This is a genomic window from Betaproteobacteria bacterium, from assembly GCA_016713305.1.
Classification (GTDB): Bacteria; Pseudomonadota; Gammaproteobacteria; order Burkholderiales.
Map to the genome: position 1 here is coordinate 549,886 of JADJPK010000005.1, position 21,573 is coordinate 571,458.

General features: G+C 65.3%; 18 protein-coding genes and 2 pseudogenes. 7 read left to right on the forward strand and 13 right to left on the reverse strand.

Annotated features, from left to right (window positions below; translation table 11 throughout):
• Window positions 1–17: 17 nt before the first annotated feature.
• From IPK20_07425 to groES, 4 genes are all read right to left on the reverse strand, one after another.
• A complete protein-coding gene (locus IPK20_07425) occupies window positions 18–743 on the reverse strand; it encodes a 3'-5' exonuclease (protein MBK8016563.1) in 726 nt (241 codons plus the stop codon).
• The gene (locus IPK20_07430) at window positions 740–2,647 is read right to left on the reverse strand and encodes a CBS domain-containing protein (GenBank protein ID MBK8016564.1); all 1,908 of its coding nucleotides are present in this window, start codon (window positions 2,645–2,647) and stop codon (window positions 740–742) included. The genes IPK20_07425 and IPK20_07430 overlap by 4 nt, the downstream gene beginning before the upstream one ends.
• Before the next feature lie 125 nt (window positions 2,648–2,772).
• A complete protein-coding gene (gene groL, locus IPK20_07435; protein ID MBK8016565.1) occupies window positions 2,773–4,407 on the reverse strand; it encodes a chaperonin GroEL in 1,635 nt (544 codons plus the stop codon).
• A gap of 51 nt (window positions 4,408–4,458) precedes the next feature.
• Window positions 4,459–4,749: a co-chaperone GroES gene (gene groES / locus IPK20_07440; protein MBK8016566.1), complete on the reverse strand. Its 291-nt coding sequence runs from the start codon at window positions 4,747–4,749 to the stop codon at window positions 4,459–4,461.
• Window positions 4,750–5,040: 291 nt separating this feature from the next.
• Between groES and sucC the strand changes: the two genes are divergently transcribed.
• From sucC to IPK20_07455, 3 genes are read left to right on the forward strand one after another with little or no spacing between them, the layout of a single operon-like run.
• On the forward strand, window positions 5,041–6,207 hold the full coding sequence (sucC, locus tag IPK20_07445) for an ADP-forming succinate--CoA ligase subunit beta (GenBank protein ID MBK8016567.1): 1,167 nt from the start codon (window positions 5,041–5,043) through the stop codon (window positions 6,205–6,207).
• A 12-nt stretch (window positions 6,208–6,219) separates the two neighbouring features.
• Window positions 6,220–7,101, forward strand: a complete 882-nt coding sequence (gene sucD / locus IPK20_07450; protein MBK8016568.1) for a succinate--CoA ligase subunit alpha — start codon at window positions 6,220–6,222, stop codon at window positions 7,099–7,101.
• A gap of 22 nt (window positions 7,102–7,123) precedes the next feature.
• The gene (locus tag IPK20_07455; GenBank protein ID MBK8016569.1) at window positions 7,124–7,552 is read left to right on the forward strand and encodes a universal stress protein; all 429 of its coding nucleotides are present in this window, start codon (window positions 7,124–7,126) and stop codon (window positions 7,550–7,552) included.
• A 24-nt stretch (window positions 7,553–7,576) separates the two neighbouring features.
• Here IPK20_07455 and IPK20_07460 read toward each other — a convergent pair whose 3' ends face one another.
• The 6 genes from IPK20_07460 to ilvA form a co-directional block, all read right to left on the reverse strand.
• Window positions 7,577–8,881, reverse strand: a complete 1,305-nt coding sequence (locus IPK20_07460) for a protein kinase (GenBank protein MBK8016570.1) — start codon at window positions 8,879–8,881, stop codon at window positions 7,577–7,579.
• 94 nt (window positions 8,882–8,975) lie between these two features.
• The gene (locus tag IPK20_07465) at window positions 8,976–9,599 is read right to left on the reverse strand and encodes a glutathione S-transferase N-terminal domain-containing protein (protein MBK8016571.1); all 624 of its coding nucleotides are present in this window, start codon (window positions 9,597–9,599) and stop codon (window positions 8,976–8,978) included.
• Between the two features lie 59 nt (window positions 9,600–9,658).
• Window positions 9,659–10,768, reverse strand: a complete 1,110-nt coding sequence (cca, locus tag IPK20_07470; protein ID MBK8016572.1) for a multifunctional CCA tRNA nucleotidyl transferase/2'3'-cyclic phosphodiesterase/2'nucleotidase/phosphatase — start codon at window positions 10,766–10,768, stop codon at window positions 9,659–9,661.
• Between the two features lie 19 nt (window positions 10,769–10,787).
• Complete coding sequence (locus IPK20_07475; GenBank protein MBK8016573.1) at window positions 10,788–11,741, reverse strand: complex I NDUFA9 subunit family protein; 954 nt, start codon at window positions 11,739–11,741, stop codon at window positions 10,788–10,790.
• A 111-nt stretch (window positions 11,742–11,852) separates the two neighbouring features.
• A complete protein-coding gene (locus IPK20_07480) occupies window positions 11,853–13,763 on the reverse strand; it encodes a lytic transglycosylase domain-containing protein (GenBank protein ID MBK8016574.1) in 1,911 nt (636 codons plus the stop codon).
• Complete coding sequence (ilvA, locus tag IPK20_07485) at window positions 13,763–15,271, reverse strand: threonine ammonia-lyase, biosynthetic (GenBank protein MBK8016575.1); 1,509 nt, start codon at window positions 15,269–15,271, stop codon at window positions 13,763–13,765. Before ilvA ends, IPK20_07480 begins: the two co-directional genes overlap by 1 nt.
• A 198-nt stretch (window positions 15,272–15,469) precedes the next feature.
• On the opposite strand from ilvA, the gene rpiA reads away from it, so the two are divergent.
• The 4 genes and pseudogenes from rpiA (at window position 15,470) to IPK20_07505 (ending at window position 19,602) form a co-directional block, all read left to right on the forward strand.
• Entirely contained in the window at window positions 15,470–16,129 is a 660-nt protein-coding gene (gene rpiA, locus IPK20_07490) for a ribose-5-phosphate isomerase RpiA (protein MBK8016576.1), read from the forward strand.
• 257 nt (window positions 16,130–16,386) lie between these two features.
• Window positions 16,387–17,094 carry a phosphate signaling complex protein PhoU gene (gene phoU / locus IPK20_07495; GenBank protein MBK8016577.1) on the forward strand — a complete coding sequence of 236 codons (708 nt, stop codon included), beginning with the start codon at window positions 16,387–16,389 and terminating at the stop codon, window positions 17,092–17,094.
• 73 nt (window positions 17,095–17,167) lie between these two features.
• Window positions 17,168–18,681 (forward strand): annotated as a pseudogene (ppx, locus tag IPK20_07500) (exopolyphosphatase).
• Window positions 18,682–18,852: 171 nt separating this feature from the next.
• On the forward strand, window positions 18,853–19,602 hold the full coding sequence (locus tag IPK20_07505) for a TerC family protein (protein MBK8016578.1): 750 nt from the start codon (window positions 18,853–18,855) through the stop codon (window positions 19,600–19,602).
• Between the two features lie 18 nt (window positions 19,603–19,620).
• On the opposite strand, the pseudogene IPK20_07510 reads toward IPK20_07505, so the two are convergent.
• From IPK20_07510 to IPK20_07520, 3 genes and pseudogenes are all read right to left on the reverse strand, one after another.
• Window positions 19,621–20,075: pseudogene (locus IPK20_07510) on the reverse strand (histidine phosphatase family protein).
• Between the two features lie 174 nt (window positions 20,076–20,249).
• On the reverse strand, window positions 20,250–20,867 hold the full coding sequence (locus IPK20_07515; protein ID MBK8016579.1) for a CHAD domain-containing protein: 618 nt from the start codon (window positions 20,865–20,867) through the stop codon (window positions 20,250–20,252).
• 33 nt (window positions 20,868–20,900) lie between these two features.
• Window positions 20,901–21,527, reverse strand: coding sequence for a CYTH domain-containing protein (locus IPK20_07520; GenBank protein MBK8016580.1), 627 nt, complete (start codon window positions 21,525–21,527; stop codon window positions 20,901–20,903).
• Between the last annotated feature and the right edge of the window lie 46 nt (window positions 21,528–21,573).

The following is a 21,573-nucleotide window of genomic DNA, read 5'->3' on the forward strand; positions in this document are numbered from 1 at the left end:
CGGGGCGGATCGCTTGATCAGGCACCTACCGGGGCAATGGCGGGGCGCAGTTGGTTGTCGACATGGCGCTTTTGCAATGCAACAAGGGACTGGACGTCCAGGATTCCACGATCCCTCGCCATCTGCAGCACGCGCAGGAACAGTTGCGCGGTGGCGTACGCGTCCGCGAGCGCCGAGTGCCGCACCGGACAGCGGATGTCGCACCGGTCCAGCCATTCGTCGAGAGATCCGAAGTCAGGGCGGTTCTCGCCGTGAAGTGCAGGGAGCAACACGCCCACATCCAGCCAGTCCAGCGGGAGCTTGGCACCCAGCGCAGCCCGCGCGTGCCGGGCCAGGATCGTGGCGTCGTACAGGGCGTGAAATCCCACCGGAAAGGAGCGCCCGCAGTAGGCGATCCATCGCAGCATCGCCCCCTCCAGGGGCTGAGCTGCGCTCTGCATCTCGTGACCGATTCCGTGCACCAGCACATTCTCGTGCGCGCTGAGCGTTCGCGGGGCGACCTGCAGTTCCAGTCCGGAGTCCACGCCCAGTGTTGCGCAATCCACCCTGCAGGCGCCTATCGACAGCAATTCGGCACGCCGCGGGTCGAGTCCCGAGGTTTCCGTGTCCACGACGACAAAACGTGCGAATTCCAGTGGCGTGCCCGGCGCCTGGGCTGTCAGGGTGCGCCATTCGCGCAGCGCCGATGCGCGGGGTGTCCGGTCCAGGAGGGGCAGACGGCCGATCCAGCGCAACAGCCTCATAGACGGTAGTCGAGTTTCAGGCGGGTCTGCAGCTTGCGCGCCTGGCGCAGGGACTCTTTCAGGATGCGCCGGTCGAGGGCGTTCAAGGTCTCGGGCGCGACGAAATTGTCCGGGGGGCGTCGTTCCTCGATGCAGCGCAGCTGGTGATTGAGCCGGATCTGTTGCACGAAGTGGAATGCTTCCAGCCACGCCTGCGTTTCGTTCTCGTCGAACCCCCTTGCGAGGGCCACGCCACGCAGCCGATCCGCCGTCCCGGCCTGCGTGCCGCCTGCGGCGAGTGCCAGCAAACGTGCCGCGTCGACGAAGATCGCCGCGCCGTTGACCTTGAGGTCGAGCGTGTCCGGGCGACCTTCGTGCTCGGCGAGCGAGAAATCCTTGAGCAGGCCCAGCGGCGGTTCGTTCCTCAGGGCGTTCTCCGCCATGATGCGGAGAAACACGTTGTTGCCCTTGGCGGCATCCGCAAGCCACGAGCGCAGATCCGCGGCAAGTTCCACGGCCCCATGCAGGGCGCGCAGATCGAAGAAGATGGCCGCGTGCAGGAGAGCTTCGCCGTCGGGATTGCGCAGCCAGTCGGCGAACGCCTTCTTCCATTCGGACAGACTCAGGCACCAGCGCGGATTGCCGGCCATGATGTCTCCCTTGCACAGCGGAAAGCCACATTCCGCCAAGGAAGCGTTGACGCGCCGGGCCAAGGGCAGGAGGCGCTGCCTCATCGTCTCGCCATCGCCGTCGGGCGGGTCGGGGAACAGCAGGCCGTTGTCCTGATCCGTCGCGAACGTCTGCTCGTGCCGGCCTTCCGAGCCGAAGGCCAGCCAGCAGAAGGTGGACGGGTCGATGTCAGCCGCCGCGCACTCGAGCTCGATCACGCGGATGGTGATGAGATCGTTCAGCGTGGCCACGATCCTGGTGATCTGCTCGGCGGGCATGCCTTCCGCGCCCAGGCCTCGCGTGAGGGTCCGGACGTCCTCCGCGGCGCGGCGGAGAACTGCAACGTCCGGAGCCGACCGGATGGCCGCGGAAAGCGCCGGCATGCCGATCCGTTGAGCGGCGAAAAGCTCGCTTTCGGATACGACGCCGATGACGCGGTCTTCTCGCGTCACGATGACGTGGCGGAAGCCACGTTCGGCCATGAGCAACGCAGCCTCGAACGCCATGGCATCGGCGGGCAATGTCGTCGGGTTCCGGGTCATCACCTCCGCCACTGCCTGCTCCAGGCGGGCGGGTTCCAGGGCGACGCGATCCCGGAGGTCCCGCAGCGTGAAAATGCCCAGCGCCGCATGCCGTTCATCCACGATCAGCGCCGAATCGGCGCGCCCCGAACGCATTTTCGAGACGACGTTCCGGACCGATTCATCGGGACTGCAGAGGGTTGCCTGGCCCGGTACGAGGTCCTCGAGGCGGCGCTCGAGCGGTTGCCGGGATGCGCTGGTGGCATCCACGCGTTGCGCCAGACGCGAGTCGAGGATCAGCCGGGCGAGCCGCCGCGTCGCGAAGTCGCGAAACGGGATGCTCTTCTCCATCAGGTCGTCGAAGGCCTTCGCGCCGATGCGATAACAGAAGGCGTCGCCGGCCGCGCGCGCCACGGTCGTCACCGGTCTGACCGAGACGAGCGCCCCGAGGGGAAAGCACTCCCCGGCGGAGACGCGCCACTGCGGTGTTTCGGTGGCCGTCTGATCGGGCCCGAACCCCGCGACCGCACCTTGCTTGACGATGTAGCAGTATCGGGGGACGCCCTGGCCCGGCTCCAGGATCGTGGCACCCGACGGGAAATAGACGATCGACGCTTCGCCCGCCAGCCATTGGAGATGCTCGATGGACATGCGGTCGAACGGGGCATGCCGACGGAGTTCGTCGGCAACGATCGCAATCAGCGGGCCGGACACGCTTCGGCTGGGTTGTTCCATGGGCCGACTCTATCGCATCGAGGACCGCGTTGTGCGACGGACAGAGCGCGAGTGCTGCGTTGCGCGTCCCACAAAACAAATGCCCCGCACGAGGCGGGGCATCCGGTACAGCAGACCGCTGGAAATTACATGTCCATGCCGCCCATGCCGCCCATGCCGCCACCACCAGGCATCGGGGAGTCTTCCTTCGGCAGCTCGGCCACCATGGCATCGGTCGTGAGGATCAGACCGGCCACGGACGCGGCATTCTGCAGTGCGCAGCGAGTGACCTTGGTCGGATCCAGCACGCCCTGCTCCACCATGTCGCCATAGGTGTCGTTGGACGCGTTGTAGCCGAAGTTGCCCTTGTTCTCGACGACCTTGTTGATGACGACGGAAGGCTCGGCACCAGCGTTTGCGGCGATCGCGCGCAGGGGCTCTTCCAGGGCGCGCAGCACGATCTTGATGCCGGCGTCCTGATCGTGATGTTCACCCTTCACGGCGACAGCCGAACGGGCGCGGAGCAGAGCGACGCCACCGCCGGGGACGATGCCTTCCTCCACGGCTGCACGGGTCGCGTGCAGGGCGTCTTCGACGCGGGCCTTCTTTTCCTTCATCTCGACTTCGGTCGCGGCACCGACCTTGATGACGGCCACACCGCCGGCCAGCTTCGCAACGCGCTCCTGCAGCTTTTCGCGGTCGTAGTCGCTGGTGGCTTCGTCGATCTGGGTGCGGATCGTCTTCACGCGGGCTTCGATGCCCTTCGCGTCGCCGGCACCGTCGATGATCGTCGTTTCTTCCTTGCCGATCTCGATGCGCTTGGCCTGGCCCAGGTCGGTCAGGGACGCCTTCTCGAGAGAAAGACCCACTTCCTCGGCGATGACCGTGCCGCCCGTGAGGATCGCGATGTCTTCCAGCATGGCCTTGCGGCGGTCGCCGAAGCCGGGAGCCTTGACGGCGCAGGTCTTGAGGATGCCCCGGATGTTGTTCACCACCAGGGTCGCCAGTGCTTCGCCTTCCACTTCCTCGGCGATGATCAGCAGCGGCCGGCCGGCCTTGGCCACCTGCTCCAGCACGGGCAGAAGATCACGGATATTGGAGATCTTCTTGTCGTGCAGCAGCACGAAGGGGTTGTCCAGAATGGCGATCTGGCGCTCGGCATTGTTGATGAAGTAGGGGGACAGGTAGCCACGGTCGAACTGCATGCCCTCCACGACTTCCAGTTCGTTGTTGAGGCCAGAACCGTCCTCGACCGTGATCACGCCTTCCTTGCCGACCTTTTCCATGGCGTCGGCGATGATCTTGCCGATGTCCTGGTCGGAGTTGGCGGAGATGGAACCCACCTGCGCGATCTCCTTGCTGGTCGTGCAGGGCTTGCTCATCTTCTTGAGCTCTTCGACGACGGCGCCGACGGCCTTGTCGATGCCGCGCTTCAGGTCCATCGGGTTCATGCCGGCGGCCACGAACTTCATGCCTTCCTGGACGATGGCCTGGGCCAGCACCGTGGCGGTCGTGGTGCCGTCACCGGCCACGTCGGAGGTCTTCGACGCGACTTCCTTGACCATCTGGGCGCCCATGTTCTCGAACTTGTCCTTCAGTTCGATTTCCTTGGCGACGGAGACGCCGTCCTTCGTGATCGTCGGGGCGCCGAACGAGCGCTCCAGAACGACATTGCGGCCCTTGGGGCCGAGGGTCACCTTGACGGCGTCGGCCAGGATGTTGACGCCGGCGACGATGCGGTGACGGGCGGAATCGTGAAACTTGACTTCTTTGGCTGCCATTTTGGGAATCTCCTAAGGCTTGACTGGTGCGAACGGAAGGGCCGAAACCTCTCAGGCCTCGATCACGCCCATGATGTCTTCCTCGCGCATGACGAGGAGTTCTTCGCCGTCGACCTTGACCGTCTGGCCGGAGTACTTGCCGAACAGCACGCGGTCGCCCTTCTTGAGCTCCAGCGGACGCACCTTGCCGTCATCCAGCACCTTGCCGGTGCCCACGGCGACGATCTCGCCCTGGTCGGGCTTCTCGGCGGCGTTGTCGGGAATGACGATGCCCGAAGCGGTCTTGCGCTCTTCTTCGAGGCGTTTGACGATCACGCGATCGTGCAAGGGACGAATCTTCATTTGCCTATCTCCTAGAAAGTCGGCGGTTTGGCTGATGACCGGCAAGTTGTTAGCACTCGCCGGCCGAGGCTGCTAATTATGGGGACGAGCCCGCGGCCGGACAAGGGGGGAAGTGAATTTCGGGGGTGAAGTTCCGGCGCCGCCTGCCGAAACCCAATGAAATGAACGTCTGTCCTTCCCCGGCCGGCGGTCGTTGCACTGCGTCATACCCGTGCCTGCCCGGGGGAGCAGCGGCTATACTCGCCCCTTCAACCTCCCGCCGCCACCCGCTGCGGCATTTCCGAGAAGCCCATGAAAGTCCACGAATATCAAGCCAAGGAGTTACTGCGTTCGTTCGGCGTCGCGACACCTCGCGGTGTTCCGTGCTTCACGGTCGACGAAGCGGTCAAGGCCGCAGAGACCCTTGGCGGAAAGGTCTGGGTGGTCAAGGCCCAGATCCACGCCGGCGGCCGGGGCAAGGGCGGGGGCGTGAAGGTCGCCAAGTCCCTTGATGAAGTGCGGGAGTGGTCGTCGAAGATCCTCGGCATGCAGCTGGTCACCCATCAGACCGGCCCCGAAGGTCAGAAAGTGCGCCGCCTCTTGATCGAGGAAGGGGCGGACATCCGCAAGGAACTCTATCTGGGCATGGTCGTGGACCGGGTGACCCAGAAGGTCTGCGTAATGGCTTCCAGCGAGGGTGGCATGGACATCGAGGAGGTCGCCGCTCACACACCGGAGAAGATTCACAAGGTCTACGTCGACCCCGTGGCCGGACTGACCGATGCGGAAGCCGACGATGTGGCGCTGAAGATCGGCATCCCGCAGGCCTCCGTCGGCCAGGCCCGCAGCATTCTTCAGGCGCTGTACAAGGCATTCTGGGAGACCGATGCCTCCCTGGCGGAGATCAACCCGCTCATTCTCACCGGCGACGGCAAGGTTCTGGCGCTGGACGCCAAGATGAACTTCGACTCCAACGCACTGTATCGCCACCCCGACATCGTGGCGATGCGCGACCTGGACGAGGAAGACCCCGCCGAGATCGAAGCCTCCAAGTTCGACCTCTCCTACATTTCCCTCGATGGCGACATCGGCTGCCTGGTGAACGGAGCCGGCCTGGCGATGGCCACCATGGACACCATCAAGCTGTACGGCGCCAGCCCGGCGAACTTTCTCGATGTAGGCGGTGGCGCGACGACGGAAAAGGTGACCGAGGCGTTCAAGATCATGCTGCGCAACCCGAATCTGAAGGCGATCCTCGTCAATATCTTCGGCGGAATCATGAAATGCGACACCATCGCGGAAGGCGTGGTCGCGGCGGCCAAGGAGGTCAAGCTCGGCGTTCCCCTGGTCGTCCGGATGAAGGGCACGAACGAGCATCTCGGCAAGGAAATCCTGGCGAAGTCAGGCCTGCCGATCATCACCGCAGACAACATGGCGCAGGCGGCCGAGAAGGTCGTGGCCGCTGCCAAGGCCCACTGAGGGAATCCGCGTATGTCCATCCTGATCAACAAGAACACCCGCGTCGTCACCCAGGGCATGACCGGCAAGACCGGGCAGTTCCACACACGGATGTGCCGTGACTACGCCAACGGCAAGAACTGCTTCGTCGCCGGCGTGCATCCCACCAAGGCAGGCCAGGATCTCGAGGGAATTCCGATCTACGCTTCGGTGCGCGATGCGAAGGAGAAGACCGGCGCGAACGCTTCGGTCATCTACGTTCCCCCCTCGGGGGCGGCCGCCGCGATCTGGGAAGCTGTCGAGGCCGATCTCGATCTGGCGATCTGCATCACCGAGGGAATTCCCGTCCGCGACATGATCGAAGTGCGCGACCGCATGCGCAAGGAGAACCGCCGTACGGTTCTGGTCGGTCCGAACTGTCCCGGCGTCATCACGCCTGACGAAATCAAGATCGGCATCATGCCCGGTCACATCCATCGCAAGGGCCGGATCGGCGTGGTGTCCCGTTCCGGAACGCTCACGTACGAGGCCGTTGCGCAACTGACGGAGCTGGGCCTCGGCCAGTCCACTGCCGTGGGGATCGGAGGCGATCCGGTGAACGGTCTGAAGCACATCGATGTCCTGCGTCTTTTCAACGACGACCCCGATACGGACGCCGTCGTGATGATCGGCGAGATCGGCGGTTCGGACGAGGAAGCCGCTGCGCTGTGGGCGAAGGACAACATGAAGAAGCCGCTCGTGGGATTCATTGCAGGCGTCACCGCTCCTCCGGGAAAACGGATGGGCCATGCTGGAGCCATCATCTCCGGAGGCAAGGGTACGGCCAAGGAAAAGCTCGAGGTGATGGAGGCTTGCGGCATCAGGGTGACCCGCAATCCCGCCGAGATGGGCAGTCTGCTGAAGAGCATTCTCTGAGCGACCGGCAGGGCGACGAAGCATGCGAAAAGTCCTGGTCCCGATCGACGGTTCCGAGAATGCCCTCCGGGCGCTCAAGTACGCGATCGCCCAGCGCGACGTCTGCCGGGAACCCCCACACCTCGTTCTCGTCAACGTGCAGGCTCCCATCGTATCCGGTGCCGTGAAGATGTTTCTGGCACGCGAACAGCTGGACGACTTCTATGGCGAGGAGGGTGAAGCGGCGCTGGCGCCCGCCCGTGACGTGGCTGCTGCCTCGGGCCTCGCCATGGAACACCACATCCTGGTCGGCGACCCGGCCGAGACCATCGCGAAAATGGCACGCGAACAGGCGTGCGATCTGATCGTGATGGGGACGCGGGGATTGGGTACGGTGACCGGCGTGCTGCTGGGCTCCGTCGCCACCAAGGTCATCCACCTGTCCGACCGGCCTGTCCTGCTGGTCAAGTGATCAGGCGCCGCTGCCGACGGCGGTTCAGGCAGCGAAGGGTGGTAGCTGCTCCGCGACGATGCGGGACTCGCGGCTCTCGAGGCGGTCGACCAGCAGCCGCATGAAGGCACGGTTGAACTGCATCTGGAGGGAATCCGACGACGCGCGGAGATCCCGCGCCCGCAGTTCCATTGCCACGCAGACCTCACGCACCTTCACGGTCGTCGTTCGCGGAGCCGGTTCCGGCTCGAAGTAGAGAATCTCGCCGAAGCACTGCCCGGCTTTGAGGGTGTCCAGCAGGCGGCCCGAGCGCGAGATCTCGACTTCGCCTCTCGTGAGCACGAAAAAGCCTTCGGCGGTCTCGCCCTCGCTCAGCACCGTCGTGCCAGCCTCGATGCGATGCCATCGGCCGATCCGCATGGCCTCCCATACGTCCACGTCGCGGAAATCGCGGAAGAATGGCAGCGCGCGTATGGCTGTGAACTTCTCGGTATCCGATACCGCTTCGTCGGGCAGCGTGAGGTGCTTGAATGCCTGCGCGAGATCCCGGCCGAACTCCATCCAGGATCCGTAGCGCTGGGCCGGGGACTTCGCCATCGCCCGCAGAACGATCTGGTCGAGCGCGTCGGGAATTCCATGCCTAAGTTCCGACGGCGGCGTGGGTTCGATGTTGATGACCTGGTAGAGAAGGCTGGCGCGGCTCGACCCCTGGAACGGCAGCTTCCCGGTCAGCAGTTGGTACATGACGACGCCGAGCGAATAGATGTCCGTCTGATGCGATACCTGCTTCTCCTGTACCTGCTCGGGTGACATGTAAGCAGGAGATCCCACCCCGGTCAGGAACGTGTGTTCGGCCTGGCCGAAGTAGGACGCGCCGAAATCGGAGATCTTGATGTCCGTGTCGCCACGGATGAGGATGTTCGCCGGCTTGATGTCGCAGTGGATCACGCCCTGGCGATGGGCGTAATCCAGCGCCACCGTCGCCTTGAAGATGATCTCCACGAGCCGGTCGAGCGGCAGGAGGGCATCGGGGGTGCAGTACTGGTCCAGCGTACCGCCGTCCACGCATTCCATGACGAGATAGCTCATGGATTCCTCGGTCGCGGCATCGTAGATGGCCACGATGTGCGGGTGATTCAGCTTGCCGGCCAGTGCGGCCTCGTTCATGAAGACGCGCCGGTAACGGCGGTTCATGTCGCTCTCGACCGCTCCGGCAGACTTCACGACCTTGATGGCGACTTCGCGGTCGTGAAAGGCGTCCTCCGCGAGGTAGACGCAGCTCGTCGCACCCCGTCCGAGTTCACGGATCACCCGGTACTTGCCGATGGTTTCGGGGAGCTTTTCCGACATGCCGTCACTGGTTCTGGCCCGCCACGATCGCAGCGGGAACCCCTGAGGCTTACGGCGTCTCCCCGGGCAACTTGAGGTTTTGCGAGGTTCAGGCTCAGTTGAGGAAGGGGACCTTCATCCCGGCTGCCACCGCCGGACGCGCACCGATCACGTCGAACCATTTCTTCACGTGGGGGAAGTCCGCCAGATCCACCTTGTGCCATTCGTGCCGCGCCACCCACGGATAGGTCGCCATGTCGGCAATGGAGTACTCGTCGGCGAGGAACTCATGGCTTCCGAGATGCCTGTCCAGCACGCCGTAGAGACGGCGCGTTTCCCCGGTGTAACGCTCGATGGCATAAGGCACCGGTTCCGGAGCCGACCTCAGGAAGTGGTGAACCTGGCCGAACATGGGCCCGATACCGCCCATCTGGAACATCAGCCACTGGAGGGCCTGCCATCTGGGGCCTGGCTGGGCCGGCAGGAATCGTCCTGTCTTGCCCGCGAGGTACACGAGAATGGCACCCGATTCGAACAGGTTGAACGGCTTGCCGTCCGGGCCGTCGTCATCGACGATCGCAGGAATCTTGCCGTTGGGATTGATGGCCAGGAATTCCGCGGTGAACTGCTCGTTCTTGCCGATGTTGATCGCGTGGGTGCGATAGGGAAGTCCGCACTCCTCGAGCATGATGGAAACCTTCCTGCCGTTCGGAGTGCCCCACGTGTAGAGATCGATCATCTTCCTTCCTCCAATGGGCCGGCGTGCCGGCTGTTCAAGCGCTCCGTCCCGGAGCGGGGTCATCTGGTTCCGGCCTTGACGGCGTCCACTCTGGCGCGACGAAGATGCTCGGCGATGTCCTGGCCGCCGTGTCGACGCGCCACGGACTGCGCGTCCACGGTCTGGGCCAGCGTCAACGCCCTCCTCAGTGCCGCGTCAGGAGGGAAGCTTGCCGGCTTCTTGCCGTCCTCGACCGCCGCCACCCATACCATTTCGAAGAATCGGCCTGGTCTCCGGAACGCATCGGCGCCATAGAGCAGGGACACGATCGACTCGGCGTCGAGCCGGTCCGCCAGACGAGCGCTCGCCAGGTGCCTTGTGCAAAGCCCCGCCAGTTCGCTGCAGTCGTTGGGCACCCGAAGTGATGCGCACAGTGCAGGAAGCGCGGGCCCCAGAGGGTGGGCCGCGAGGGCGAAACGGACCGTGAGGGGCCCTCGCTGGTCGGCGGCCAGATCCAGCAGGTTCAGGATCTCGCGCCCTCTCTCCCTGCGTGGGTCCAGGAGTGCGGACCAGGAGGCCGCGATGCGGGCGAGGGCGCCGCATTCGGCGAGGATCTCGAACATGACGGAAGGCCGATCCTCCAGCAGCCCGCGGGAGATCTCCTGCCAGACGCGTTCCGGAACGAGATGGTCCGCTTCGCCCGTGTCGACCATGTGGCGCATGAGAACCAGCGTCTCCTCGGCGACCGTGAACCCGAACCGGGCGGCAAATCGCGCGACCCGCAGAATGCGCACGGGGTCCTCCACGAATGCCGGGCTGACGTGACGCAGCACTCCGGCCGCCAGATCGCGGCGACCACCGTATGGATCGATGAGTTCCCCGGCTTCTCCGCGCGCCATTGCGTTGATGGTGAGATCCCTTCGCGCGAGGTCCTCCTCCAGGGTTACGTCGGGAGAGGCGTGGACCGAGAACCCCTTGTAGCCACGTCCGCTCTTGCGCTCCGTCCGCGCAAGCGCATGTTCCTCGTGCGTGCGGGGATGGAGGAAGACAGGGAAATCCTTCCCGACGGGTTCGTACCCCAGCTCGATCATCTGCTCGGGGGTGGCGCCCACGACCACGTAGTCGCGATCCTGCACTTCCCGGCCCAGCAGCTCGTCGCGGACCGCGCCGCCCACACGATAGATCTTCACCGCATCGTCCCCCGCGTCCTCATCGGCGCGCGCGGGATCGCAGTCCGTTGTAGCGCATGCGCGACGTGCGTTGGCCGATGTAGAGAGGCGCGACCGCTTCCAGCGGTGTCGGCGTGAGACCGAAGACCGCGGGAAAGGCGCATCCGCAGACGTTGTCTGTCTGCATCGACTTCAGGTTGTCGCGCGACATGAGTCTGCCGGGCAGATGCTCCAGTACGAACGCCTGCAGGCTTGCGAGGGAATCCGGAAGCCCGATGACCGTGCGGTGCAGGCCCCGCAGGTCCGCACTGTATTGAACCAATTGCCGCAGGGTGTAGACCGTGGGGCCGCACAACTCGTAGCGCTGCGCACGGCAGGCCGGGTCGTCGAGGCACGACGCGATCGCATGAGCGACGTCTTCCACGAACACGGGCTGGAACCGGGCATCCGGGCGGCCCAGAGGGAGCACGGGAAAAAGTGCTGCGAGTTCCGCGAACATGGCGAGGAACCGGTCGCCCCGGCCGAACATGACCGAAGGCCGGAACACGGTGGTGGCAATGCCATGGTCTTCGGCCCTGGCAATCTCGACCTCACCCGCTGCTTTCGAACGGAGATAGGCGCTGGCACCCGAGTCCGATGCACCCAGTGCGCTCACGTGGACGAGGCGCGGAACTGCCGCGTCCCGGCACGCGGAGACGATTCGCGCCGGCAACTGCGCGTGAGTCTCCCGGAATCCGCGAGACGGCGAGTCGTGCAGGATTCCCACGAGATTGACGACCGCATCGCAACCCTGCACGACTTCCCCCAGCGCGCGGGGGTCGTGGATGTCCGTACGCAGCACTTCGACGGTGGGCAGCAGGATCAGCGTGTCCTTCGCCCGTTCGCGATTGCGTGTGGGCACCCGGACGGCGATGCCGCGAGCCGTCAGGATCTCGGCGAGGTGGCGGCCCAGGAAGCCGCTGCCGCCCAGCAGGCAGACAGATCGAATGTTCATGTTCGGGGACTGGTCGCGGCGCGACGGGACGGGGTGGCGAACGTCAAAATTCTAGGGAAGGTCCGCGCGATGCGCGAGGGAATCGTGCTGCGGAATCGATCTGCCCGTCGGTCAGGAGCCGCCATCGGACCCGGGGGACCGGGCGGGCACGGTTCCGATCCGCTCCGTCAGCGTTTCCATCTGCCTCCCGAACAGACGCGCATACTGGACGGCATTCGCCATGACCTTGCGGACGTACTCTCGCGTTTCGAGAAAAGGGATCGTATCGATGTAGATGGCGCCTTCCATGGGTGCGGCGGCGCGCCAGACCTGGGCACGCCGCGGTCCGGCGTTGTATGCGGCCGAGGCGAGAACCGGACTGCCGTCGAGTTGCACGAGCACGTGCTTGAGGTAGAAGGTGCCGAAACTGATGTTCGCATCGGGCGTGTTGTCGATGGCGGAACGCCAATCCTTCAGGCCCAGCTTGCGGGCGACCCAGCGGGCCGTGTCGGGCATGATCTGCATCAGACCGGACGCGCCGACCCCGGAGCGTGCAGCCGCATTGAACCGGCTCTCCTGCCGGATGAGCCCGTACAACCATGCATCGTCCACCTCGAACTCGCGAGCCCGTGCCCGGAGCTGTTCCTGGAACGGGGTGGGATAGCGGAGTTCGAGGTTGGTCAGTTTCCTGGTCTTGTCGGCCGTGGCGATCGCGCGTTCGTACCACCCTTCGCGCCGCGCCAGTTCCGCCGCGCCGAGCAGCGAGACGTCATCCAGGTCCCGCACGGTCCAGATCCATTCCAGATTGCCCTCGTATCGCATGCCCAGCCTGTACCAGGCCAATGCGCGTGCGATCCCTGGGATGCGCGAGGCGTTGCGCACGTCGTCTTCCGAGGGCTTGTAGTAGGTGGGAGCGGGGCCGACCGAAGGACCGAGTTCCTCGGACGCGAGCTGTGCGTGGAAGTGGTGCTCTCCCGCCAGCACGGCCAGAATCGGCATGGCCTCGGGCTCGCGTCCCAGCCTGCGCAGGCTGCGGGCCTTCCAGTAGCGCCACACCGCCCTGTCGCGATACTCCGGCTCCATCGACTCGATGCTGCGCAGCACTTCCTCCCAGTTCTGCTCCCTCAGCGCTGCACGCGCACGCCATTCCAGCTGCGACGCGTCCAGGCGCGTGTCGGCCGCCTTGCGGAACCAGTCCAGCGCCTGCGCCGAATGCCTGCGTGCCGCAGCCACGGCGATGAGACCCCAGCCGGCTTCGCGGTCGTCCCTGGAGAACGAACCGCTCAGGCGCTGCCAGGAAGACGCCGCGTTCTCGGGAAAGTTGGAGGCCACGCGGCTCAGGGCGAACAGAGCCACTTCGCGTTCGGCACGGGTGCGCGTGCCGAGGCGCTTGTCGGACAGGTAGCGGTCCGGATTGCGGATCGCGCTGTCGAGGCGCTTCGCGTCGGCCGCGGACCAGGCGGATGCGCGCTGGAGCATTGCCTTGCCGAGCGTTGTGTTGCCTGCCATGAATGCGAGGCGGGCGCGGGCGAGGATGTCGGCGTCCTTCAGCACGCCTGACGTGAACATGGCCTCGAACACGGAGGAACAGGACTCCGGAAGATCGCGGCCCGCGAACCACCGCGCCTTGTTCGCCTCCAGCACCCGGCTATCCCGCCGCACAGCCGCCTGCAACTGGAGGCACTGGAGATCCGTGTCCGGGTCGACGAGGGCGTTCCAGTCCTGCTCGAAGGCATTCCACTGCTGCGCCTTCGCCAATACTCGCAGCCAGTCGGCCCGCAGGCGGTTCGCCACCAGTTGACCCGAGTAACGCTCGAGATACTGTCTGACATCGTCCCGGGGGAACTCGTTGAGCCTGGCCTTCAGCTGCCACAGTTCCACATAGGGATAGAGCGGATGCTCCCGCAGCGACGGGACCAGCTCGCTGACGCGCTGCCACTGCCCCCGCTGCACCGCATCGCGCGCATCGAGGAACTCCGCATCGCCGGCAGCGGCGAAAAGCCGGAGCGGAAAGACGAGCGCGAGCAGCCAGAGGATGCGCATCAGAGGAACAGGCGGAACGCCGGATTGTCCGTCTCGTCCCAGTGCGGATAGGCGAGATCGCGCAAGAACCGGCGGAATGCCCCGCGCGCAGGGGGGGGAACCTGCATTCCGCACAGCACCCGCCCGTAGGCGGCGCCGTGGTTACGATAGTGAAAGAGGCTGATGTTCCACTCCGGACTCATGGCATCGAGGAATTGCATCAGTGCACCGGGCCGTTCCGGGAATTCGAACCGGGTCAGCCTCTCGTGTGCCGCACGGGGGGCGCGCCCGCCGACCATGTGCCGCACGTGCAGCTTGGCCATTTCGTTGTCGCTGAAATCCCGTGCCTTCAAACCCGCACCGTCCAGTGTTCGCAGAAGCTGACGGATTTCGTCACGGCCGGCCGTCTGCACGCCGACGAACACGTGGCCTTCATCGGCATCGGCATAGCGGTAGTTGAACTCGGTGACGTTGCGGCGCCCCAGCACCTCGCAGAAACGGCGGAAGCTGCCTGGCCTCTCGGGGATTGTCACCGCGATGATGGCCTCGCGTCGTTCGCCCAGTTCCGCCCGTTCGGCAACGTACCGGAGCCGGTCGAAGTTCATGTTGGCGCCGCAGGCGACGGCGACGAGCGTCTTGCCCTGGCTGCGCTGGCGTTCGCTCCAGGCCTTGGCGCCCGCAACTGCCAGCGCTCCGGCGGGTTCGAGCACGGTCCGGGTGTCCTCGAAGACATCCTTGATCGCCGCACAAATGGCATCGCTGTCCACCAGGACCATGTCGTCCACGACTTCCCGCGCCAGCCGGAACGTCTCTCGCCCCACCTGCTTCACCGCCACCCCATCCGCGAACAACCCCACATTTGTCAGCCGGACGCGGCGTCCGGTTCGCAGCGATCGGGTCATGGCGTCCGAATCGGCGGGCTCGACGCCTATCACGCGTATGCCGGGACGCAGGCTCTTCACGTAGCTGCCGATGCCGGCGATGAGCCCGCCCCCGCCGACGGCGACGAAGATGGCGTCGATGGGCCCCGGATGCCGCTGCAGGATCTCCATGCCGACCGTCCCCTGTCCGGCGATGACCTCCGGATCGTCGTACGGATGGATGAACGTGAGTCCCTGCTTGCGCCCCACCTCCAGCGCCTTCGCGTAGGCATCGTCGTAGGAGTCGCCTGCGAGGAGGACTTCTCCGCCACGGGCCGCGACCGCATCGACCTTGATGCCGGGTGTGGTGACCGGCATGACGATGACGGCACGGCACCCCAGGCGCTGAGCGGACAGCGCGACTCCCTGGGCATGATTGCCGGCGGACGCGGCGATGACCCCGCGCTGGAGTGCGGCCGCGGACAGCCCGGCCATCTTGTTGTAGGCCCCTCGGATCTTGAACGAGAAGACCGGCTGCAGGTCCTCGCGCTTCAGCAGCAGCGTGTGCCCGAGCCTCCGCGAAAGCAGCGGCGCGGCTTCCAGCGGTGTCTCGACGGCGACGTCGTAGACGCGAGCGTTCAGGATTCGGGTGAGATAGTCGGACTTCATGGGCGCCAGCCGTGCATCGAACCGCGCCGTCGCGACGCGGAATTACCGGTCCGGAGCGATCGGCGCCGCAGCTCGGTCTCCCGCGTGCGAAACCGGTTTCGGACCGCCCGGCCCAGGGAACTTCATTGAGTGCATACTAACTTGGGGCTATGCTTCCGGTCTAGCAAGTGGCACGCGGCTCGCTTCGAGCCGTCGATCATGAATCAGGATGAACTGAAGAAAGCCGTGGCGCAGGCCGCGATCACCCATGTTCCCGCCGGGTGCATCGTGGGCGTGGGGACCGGCTCGACCGCCAATTACTTCATCGATGCGTTGGGCGACATCCGTTCGCGCATCGACGCCGCCGTCGCGAGTTCCGAGGCGTCCGCCTCGCGCCTGGCTGCCCGCGGCATCCCCGTCCTGGACCTCAACCACGTCGACGATCTGCCTGTCTATGTCGATGGTGCCGATGAAGTGACCGAACATCTCGCCATGATCAAGGGCGGGGGCGGCGCCCTCACCCGGGAGAAGATCGTCGCCGCGGTCGCCCGCAAGTTCGTCTGCATTGCCGACCAGTCCAAGCTGGTTCCGCTGCTGGGCCGTTTCCCTCTTCCGGTCGAAGTCATCCCCATGGCGCGCTCGCATGTGGGCCGGCAGATGGTCAAGCTGGGTGGGCAGCCCGTGCTGAGAGGCGGGTTCCAGACCGACAACGGGAACGTGATCATCGACGTGCACGGGCTGAGCATTGCCGACCCGGTCGCGCTGGAAACAGAGATCAACCAGATTCCCGGGGTGGTGACGGTGGGCCTCTTCGCCCGCAGGCCCGCCGACGTGCTGCTCCTTGGTACCGACGATGGCGTCGTCACCCGGACTCGCTGATCCTTTGGCAATGAACAGCTGCCTCGCAGATTCCGCTCGTCCGGGCGAGCAGCGGGGTTCCGCAAGCACGAACACATCCGGTGCCCGAAGCCTGCAGGTCCGGACCGCTGGGGCTGCTCGCGGTGCCGAACTCCTTCCCGCCGGGGTCGCCGATTGCCTTTCCATCGCACGCTGCCACGAAATCGTCATCGAAAGCCGTTACCGTCCTGCCGTTATGGGGCGTACAGGCACTGTCGTACACGGAGGGCGCTCCCCACATGACCAATAGCGAACACACTTCCAAGCAGTTCGACGCTGAACTCGAGGCGCTCCGTGCGCGCGTGTTGCAGATGGGCGGGCTGGTGGAAGACCAGATACGGCTGGCCCTCGATGCGCTCGTGAACGGCGATTTCGATCTCTGCACGGTCGTCGAGAACAACGATCACCGCGTCAACGGCATGGAAGTGGCCTTGGACGAGGACTGCAGCACCATCATCGCGCGCAGGCAGCCAGCCGCGAGCGATCTGCGGATGATCATGACCGTCGTGAAGACGATCACCGATCTCGAGCGGATCGGCGACGAGGCGGCCAAGATCGCCCGCATGGCCAAGCTCGTCCATGCCTCCGACCGGCTGCTGCATCCCAAGTTCGGCGAGATCCGCCGCATGGGCATTATTGCCACTGAGATGCTGCGCAAGGCCCTGGACGCATTCGCCCGCCTGGACTTGTCCGCGTCCGGGGAGGTGGTCCGGCAAGATCAGCTCGTTGACGAGGAGTTCCGGTCGGTCATCCGGCAGCTCATCACCTTCATGATGGAAGACCCGCGTACCATCTCCGCCTCCATCGAGATCCTGTTCATCGCCAAGGCGATCGAGCGCATCGGCGATCACGCCAAGAACATCTCCGAATACGTGATCTACATGGTCAAGGGCAAGGACGTCCGCCACGTCAGCGTGGAAGAGATCGAACGCGAGATCATGACCTGAGCGGTCCGCGTCGAGGCCACGCCACATGGGGGACAGCGCCGCGGTACCGAAAGCCCGTACTGCGCAACACGCCATCGAGCACGATGTGCTCGCCGCGGTCGACCTGGGATCCAACAGCTTCCGGCTGCAGGTCGGACGGGTGGTGGAAGACCAGATCTACCCTCTCGATTCCTTGCGCGAGGCAGTGAGGCTGGCGGCCGGCCTATCCTCCGACAAGCGTCTCGATGAAACCTCCCAGCAACGCGCCCTCGCCGCTCTGAAGCGCTTCGGCGAGCGGCTCCGGGGTTTCCCTCCCGGCGCCTGCGCGCCGTCGGCACCAACACTCTTCGGGTTGCCAAGAACGCACGCGAGTTCCTGATCCGCGCGGAGCATGCCCTGGGCTTCCCCATCGAGGTCGTTGCCGGCAAGGAAGAAGCGCGGCTCATCTACCTGGGGGTCTCGCACAGCCTCCCGCCGACCGCCGAAAAGAGGATGGTGGTGGATATCGGAGGAGGCTCGACCGAGTTCATCATCGGGTCCGGCTATCGTCCACAGAAACTCGAGAGCCTCTACATGGGCTGCGTCAGCTACACGCTGCGCTATTTCGGGGACGGGCGGATCACCAAGAGCGGTTTGCGCCAGGCGGAACTGGCCGCGCGCATCGAGATCCAGACCATCGAGAACGAGTTCTCGCGCGGACACTGGCAACAGGCGGTAGGTTCGTCCGGTACGGCGCGCGCGATCGCGGACCTCATTGCCTTCAATGGCTGGGGCGAGGGCCAGATCACGCTGGAGGGCCTGGACCGATTGCGCACCCAGCTTCTCAAGGTGGGCGAAGTGGACAAGGTGAGTTCTCTGGGACTCAAGGCCGATCGCGCTCAGGTCCTCCCCGGCGGGTTCGCCATCATGGCGGGGATCTTCGCCGAGCTCGGGGTCGACCGCATGATCCTCGCGAACGGCGCGATGCGCCAGGGCATTCTCTACGACATGCTCGGCCGGTTCCATCACCGGGACATGCGCGACACCACCGTGCGCCAGTTCGCCAAGCGCTACCACGTGGACACGGTGCAGTCGCGCCGGGTCGAGGCACTGGCGCTGGAACTGCTGGTGGCGCTGGATGGCAATCTCGCCACGGAGGAATCCATCCGGCAGCGCCTGTCGTGGGCGGCCCAGCTGCACGAGATCGGTCTCACCGTGGCCCATACCGGCTACCACAAGCATTCGGCCTACATTCTCGGCAATGCTGACATGCCGGGCTTTTCGCGCATGGAACAGGCGCAGCTCGCACTGCTGGTGCTTGCCCACCGTGGCACTCTCGAAAAGGTGAGGGCGCTGGTGGGCAACAGTTCGAACTGGCCGCTCATCATGGCGCTTCGCCTCGCGTGCCTGTTCCACCGCACGCGCGGTCCGCTCGAGGTCCCGGTCCTGGAAGCCATTCAGCGCGAAAGGCGCTTCGACGTGCATCTTCCCGCGGCGTGGTTGAAGCGCTATCCCCTGACGGCGGCTGCGCTCAAGAGCGAGATCAAGGAGTGGAAGGGCGTGGGCTTCGAACTGCGCATTCCGTCGCTGGACGAGATGGACATCGACGTCGACCCGGCCGCGGAGTGACCGGCCCGATCGAGCCGTGAAGGTCATCCTCCCGGCAACCAAATTGCTCCGACGTGGTCCGAAGCGCGACGCGTCTGGTTCCTGACAACCGAATCTCGCGCAGTCCGCCCTGCTGCCCGGACGACCGTCGCGGCGACGGCAGACTGGCGCGAACTCGACGAGGATCGGCACATGGAATGGTTCGGCTGGATCGACGATCCGCAAGCATGGCTTGCTCTGGTCACGCTGGTGGCCATCGAGATCGTGCTGGGGATCGACAACATCATCTTCATCTCCATTCTCGTCGGCCGGTTGCCCGAGAAGCAGCGCAACCTCGCACGGACGCTCGGGCTGGCGGCTGCCATGGTGTCCCGTCTCGCGCTGCTTTTCACCCTTGCCTGGATCATGCGGCTGACGTCTCCCTTGTTCAGCGTTCTGGGCCAGGAGATCTCCGGACGCGATCTCATCCTGATCGGAGGAGGACTGTTCCTGCTCTGGAAGAGCGTCCACGAAATCCACAATTCACTGGAGGGCGAGGAGCACCACGACGCGCCTGCGCGGATCGCCGCTTCGTTCGGCGGGGTGCTGGCCCAGATCGCCGTGATCGACATCGTCTTCTCGCTCGACTCTGTCATCACGGCCGTGGGAATGGTCGACGAGATGGCGGTGATGGTGCTCGCCATCGTCATCACTGTTGGCGTGATGCTCTTCGCGGCCAGGCCCATCGGAGAATTCGTCGACCGTCACCCCACGATCAAGATGCTGGCCCTGTCGTTTCTCATCGTCATCGGTGTGGCGCTCGTCGCCGACGGCGCCGGATTCCACATTCCCAAGGGCTACATCTATTTCGCGATGGCATTCTCGGTGGTCGTGGAGATGCTGAACATCCGGATGCGTGCGAGGACGCGGGCCGTGCAGTTGCGCCGTCCCGATCGTCCCTGAGGTCGCCTGCAGGTCACTTCAGACCAGCAAATCCGGATTCATCACAGCTCTCAGGACAAGGTCGGGTTCGCTCCCACGGGTACGATGGGACAGCCACCACACGCCTCCCTTCTTGATGCTCCACGGAAGAGGCGTTCCGGCCAGGAGCATGGAGGCGACTTCTCCGAGTGAGGCTGACGTCCGACCACCAGGAGGGACTTGCCGCCTGCCGGCCAGTCGACGGCGGCGAGGATCGCCTCGGGGCTGGCCCCGCGCACGAGCTCCGGAACCGTCTCGAATTCATGCGTCAGGGCGACGACCGTTTCCCGGGTCGGGACGGCCGGGCTCACGAGAATGCGCGTGCCGCGCGGAAGCCGCGGCCGAAGCCACTTGCTCATGGCATGCGCCTGCTTGTGCCCTTTGGCCGAGAGTGGCCTGGCCAGGTCGGGCACGCCATCCACCGCGTCCGCGTGGCGCCAGAGAATGAGATGCATGCGTTTCACCAGAAAGGTTTGAGCTTGGCGAACCGGTGCCAGGCGGAATCGAAGTGATCGAGCGCCGTCAGCGCCCGAGCCGCGCCCAGCCGCGGATGATCCCCGTCCCATGTGACAACGGCGCGTCATCTGAATTCAAGGCTGCGAGGAGGCGGACGCAGACCGCCTCGTCGTTCAGAATCCGAGGATCTCCTGCGGTTCTGCGCAGCCCGCTGCCAGCGCCTTGACATTCTTGCGTGGATACAGCGATGCGAAGAATTCCAGTGCGTATCGCAGCTTCTTGATCTCGATGCGCAGGGCGTGCGGGGACACATCGTCCGTGCGATCGGCGGTACGGCCCGCCTTGTGCACGCGGCGCCACTGTCGCCGGAGCAGGACGGGAGCGATTGCGCCGATCAAGGGTGGCACGGCGGACGGATTCTGCGGGTCCGCCTGCCACGGCGCCTCGTGCATGAGCAGGGCCACGTCCAGCAGGAGTGGCGTGTAGAGACGGGGAGAAAGCGCTGCTCTCGCGTGCTCGCGGGCCTCCTCTCGACGAGAAGCGGCGCGAGCGGCCAGACCGTCCAGGGCGGATCCATCGGGGCCGAGCGCCTCCTGGACGGGTGGCAAGGTGGTGCTGGCGAAAACGTCCCAGTCCCGGGCCTGACCGAGAGACAACCCGAGTTTCCGGAGGGGGTCCATGACACGAATCACGTGTTCCCTGGGCACCAGGGGACGGAACAGCGAGAACGCCGATCGAAGACGGCGGACGGCAACGCGGGCCTGATGGATGTACTCGGGATCGGCGGGAATGCAGCACGCCCGCCTCGTTGCCCTGCAGTTGCGTCAAGCAACTTCCACGATCGTGCGCAAGGCGTCAGTGGCGGACATGCCGGGGTGGAGCGCAGGTGTGCCTGCCGCGTAGCGGCATGACTTCCGCACGGAGAGAGCAACTGGTAACCCCGCTGCGCCTTGCTCACGTTTTCCAGGCGCAGATCCACCTCGAGCGCCAGACGCCGCGCGAACTCCACGAGGTGCCGGACGTTGCCGTTTGCGCAGCTCGATCTCGACCTCGTTGATCGGGCGCGTCGCTCCCCGGCCATCACCTCGCCGAGATCCATCGCGAACTCGGCCATTTGGCGCGGGTGAATCCACATCACGGGTCGTGCGGCGGAAGCGGGTGACGAAGACCGGTTGCAGGTGATCGATGAAATCCGCCTTGCTCAGCATCGCGGCAACCGGCGTATCGGCAAGCGCGGGGAGATTCAGGATGCCAGCCGGCGCCGGAGCCTCGTATTCCTCGCGCCTGTGCAGCCCGGAATCGACGCCGCCCCCGCACTTGAATGTCTGGATCCAGCGGCGTCCCGACCTGCGTATCCTGAGCGCCATGCCCGCGGCGGCGAGCGATGCATCGGGCGTATCGAAATAGATGCTGTGCGGCGTACGCGTGACGGGCGGGAGCGCTGCGACCACGGAGCAGGGGCTGCGCGATGTCCCGGGCGGCCTGGGTCGAATACCA

Coding starts and splice junctions, on each gene's coding strand:
- IPK20_07480 (MBK8016574.1), bottom strand. CDS start 13,763: ATGCGCATCCTCTGGCTGCTCGCGCTCGTCTTTCCGCTCCGGCTTTTC.
- IPK20_07460 (MBK8016570.1), bottom strand. CDS start 8,881: ATGTCGGAAAAGCTCCCCGAAACCATCGGCAAGTACCGGGTGATCCGT.
- sucD (MBK8016568.1), top strand. CDS start 6,220: ATGTCCATCCTGATCAACAAGAACACCCGCGTCGTCACCCAGGGCATG.
- ilvA (MBK8016575.1), bottom strand. CDS start 15,271: ATGAAGTCCGACTATCTCACCCGAATCCTGAACGCTCGCGTCTACGAC.
- IPK20_07465 (MBK8016571.1), bottom strand. CDS start 9,599: ATGATCGATCTCTACACGTGGGGCACTCCGAACGGCAGGAAGGTTTCC.
- IPK20_07475 (MBK8016573.1), bottom strand. CDS start 11,741: ATGAACATTCGATCTGTCTGCCTGCTGGGCGGCAGCGGCTTCCTGGGC.
- IPK20_07505 (MBK8016578.1), top strand. CDS start 18,853: ATGGAATGGTTCGGCTGGATCGACGATCCGCAAGCATGGCTTGCTCTG.
- sucC (MBK8016567.1), top strand. CDS start 5,041: ATGAAAGTCCACGAATATCAAGCCAAGGAGTTACTGCGTTCGTTCGGC.
- IPK20_07430 (MBK8016564.1), bottom strand. CDS start 2,647: ATGGAACAACCCAGCCGAAGCGTGTCCGGCCCGCTGATTGCGATCGTT.
- phoU (MBK8016577.1), top strand. CDS start 16,387: ATGACCAATAGCGAACACACTTCCAAGCAGTTCGACGCTGAACTCGAG.
- IPK20_07425 (MBK8016563.1), bottom strand. CDS start 743: ATGAGGCTGTTGCGCTGGATCGGCCGTCTGCCCCTCCTGGACCGGACA.
- groL (MBK8016565.1), bottom strand. CDS start 4,407: ATGGCAGCCAAAGAAGTCAAGTTTCACGATTCCGCCCGTCACCGCATC.
- IPK20_07455 (MBK8016569.1), top strand. CDS start 7,124: ATGCGAAAAGTCCTGGTCCCGATCGACGGTTCCGAGAATGCCCTCCGG.
- rpiA (MBK8016576.1), top strand. CDS start 15,470: ATGAATCAGGATGAACTGAAGAAAGCCGTGGCGCAGGCCGCGATCACC.
- groES (MBK8016566.1), bottom strand. CDS start 4,749: ATGAAGATTCGTCCCTTGCACGATCGCGTGATCGTCAAACGCCTCGAA.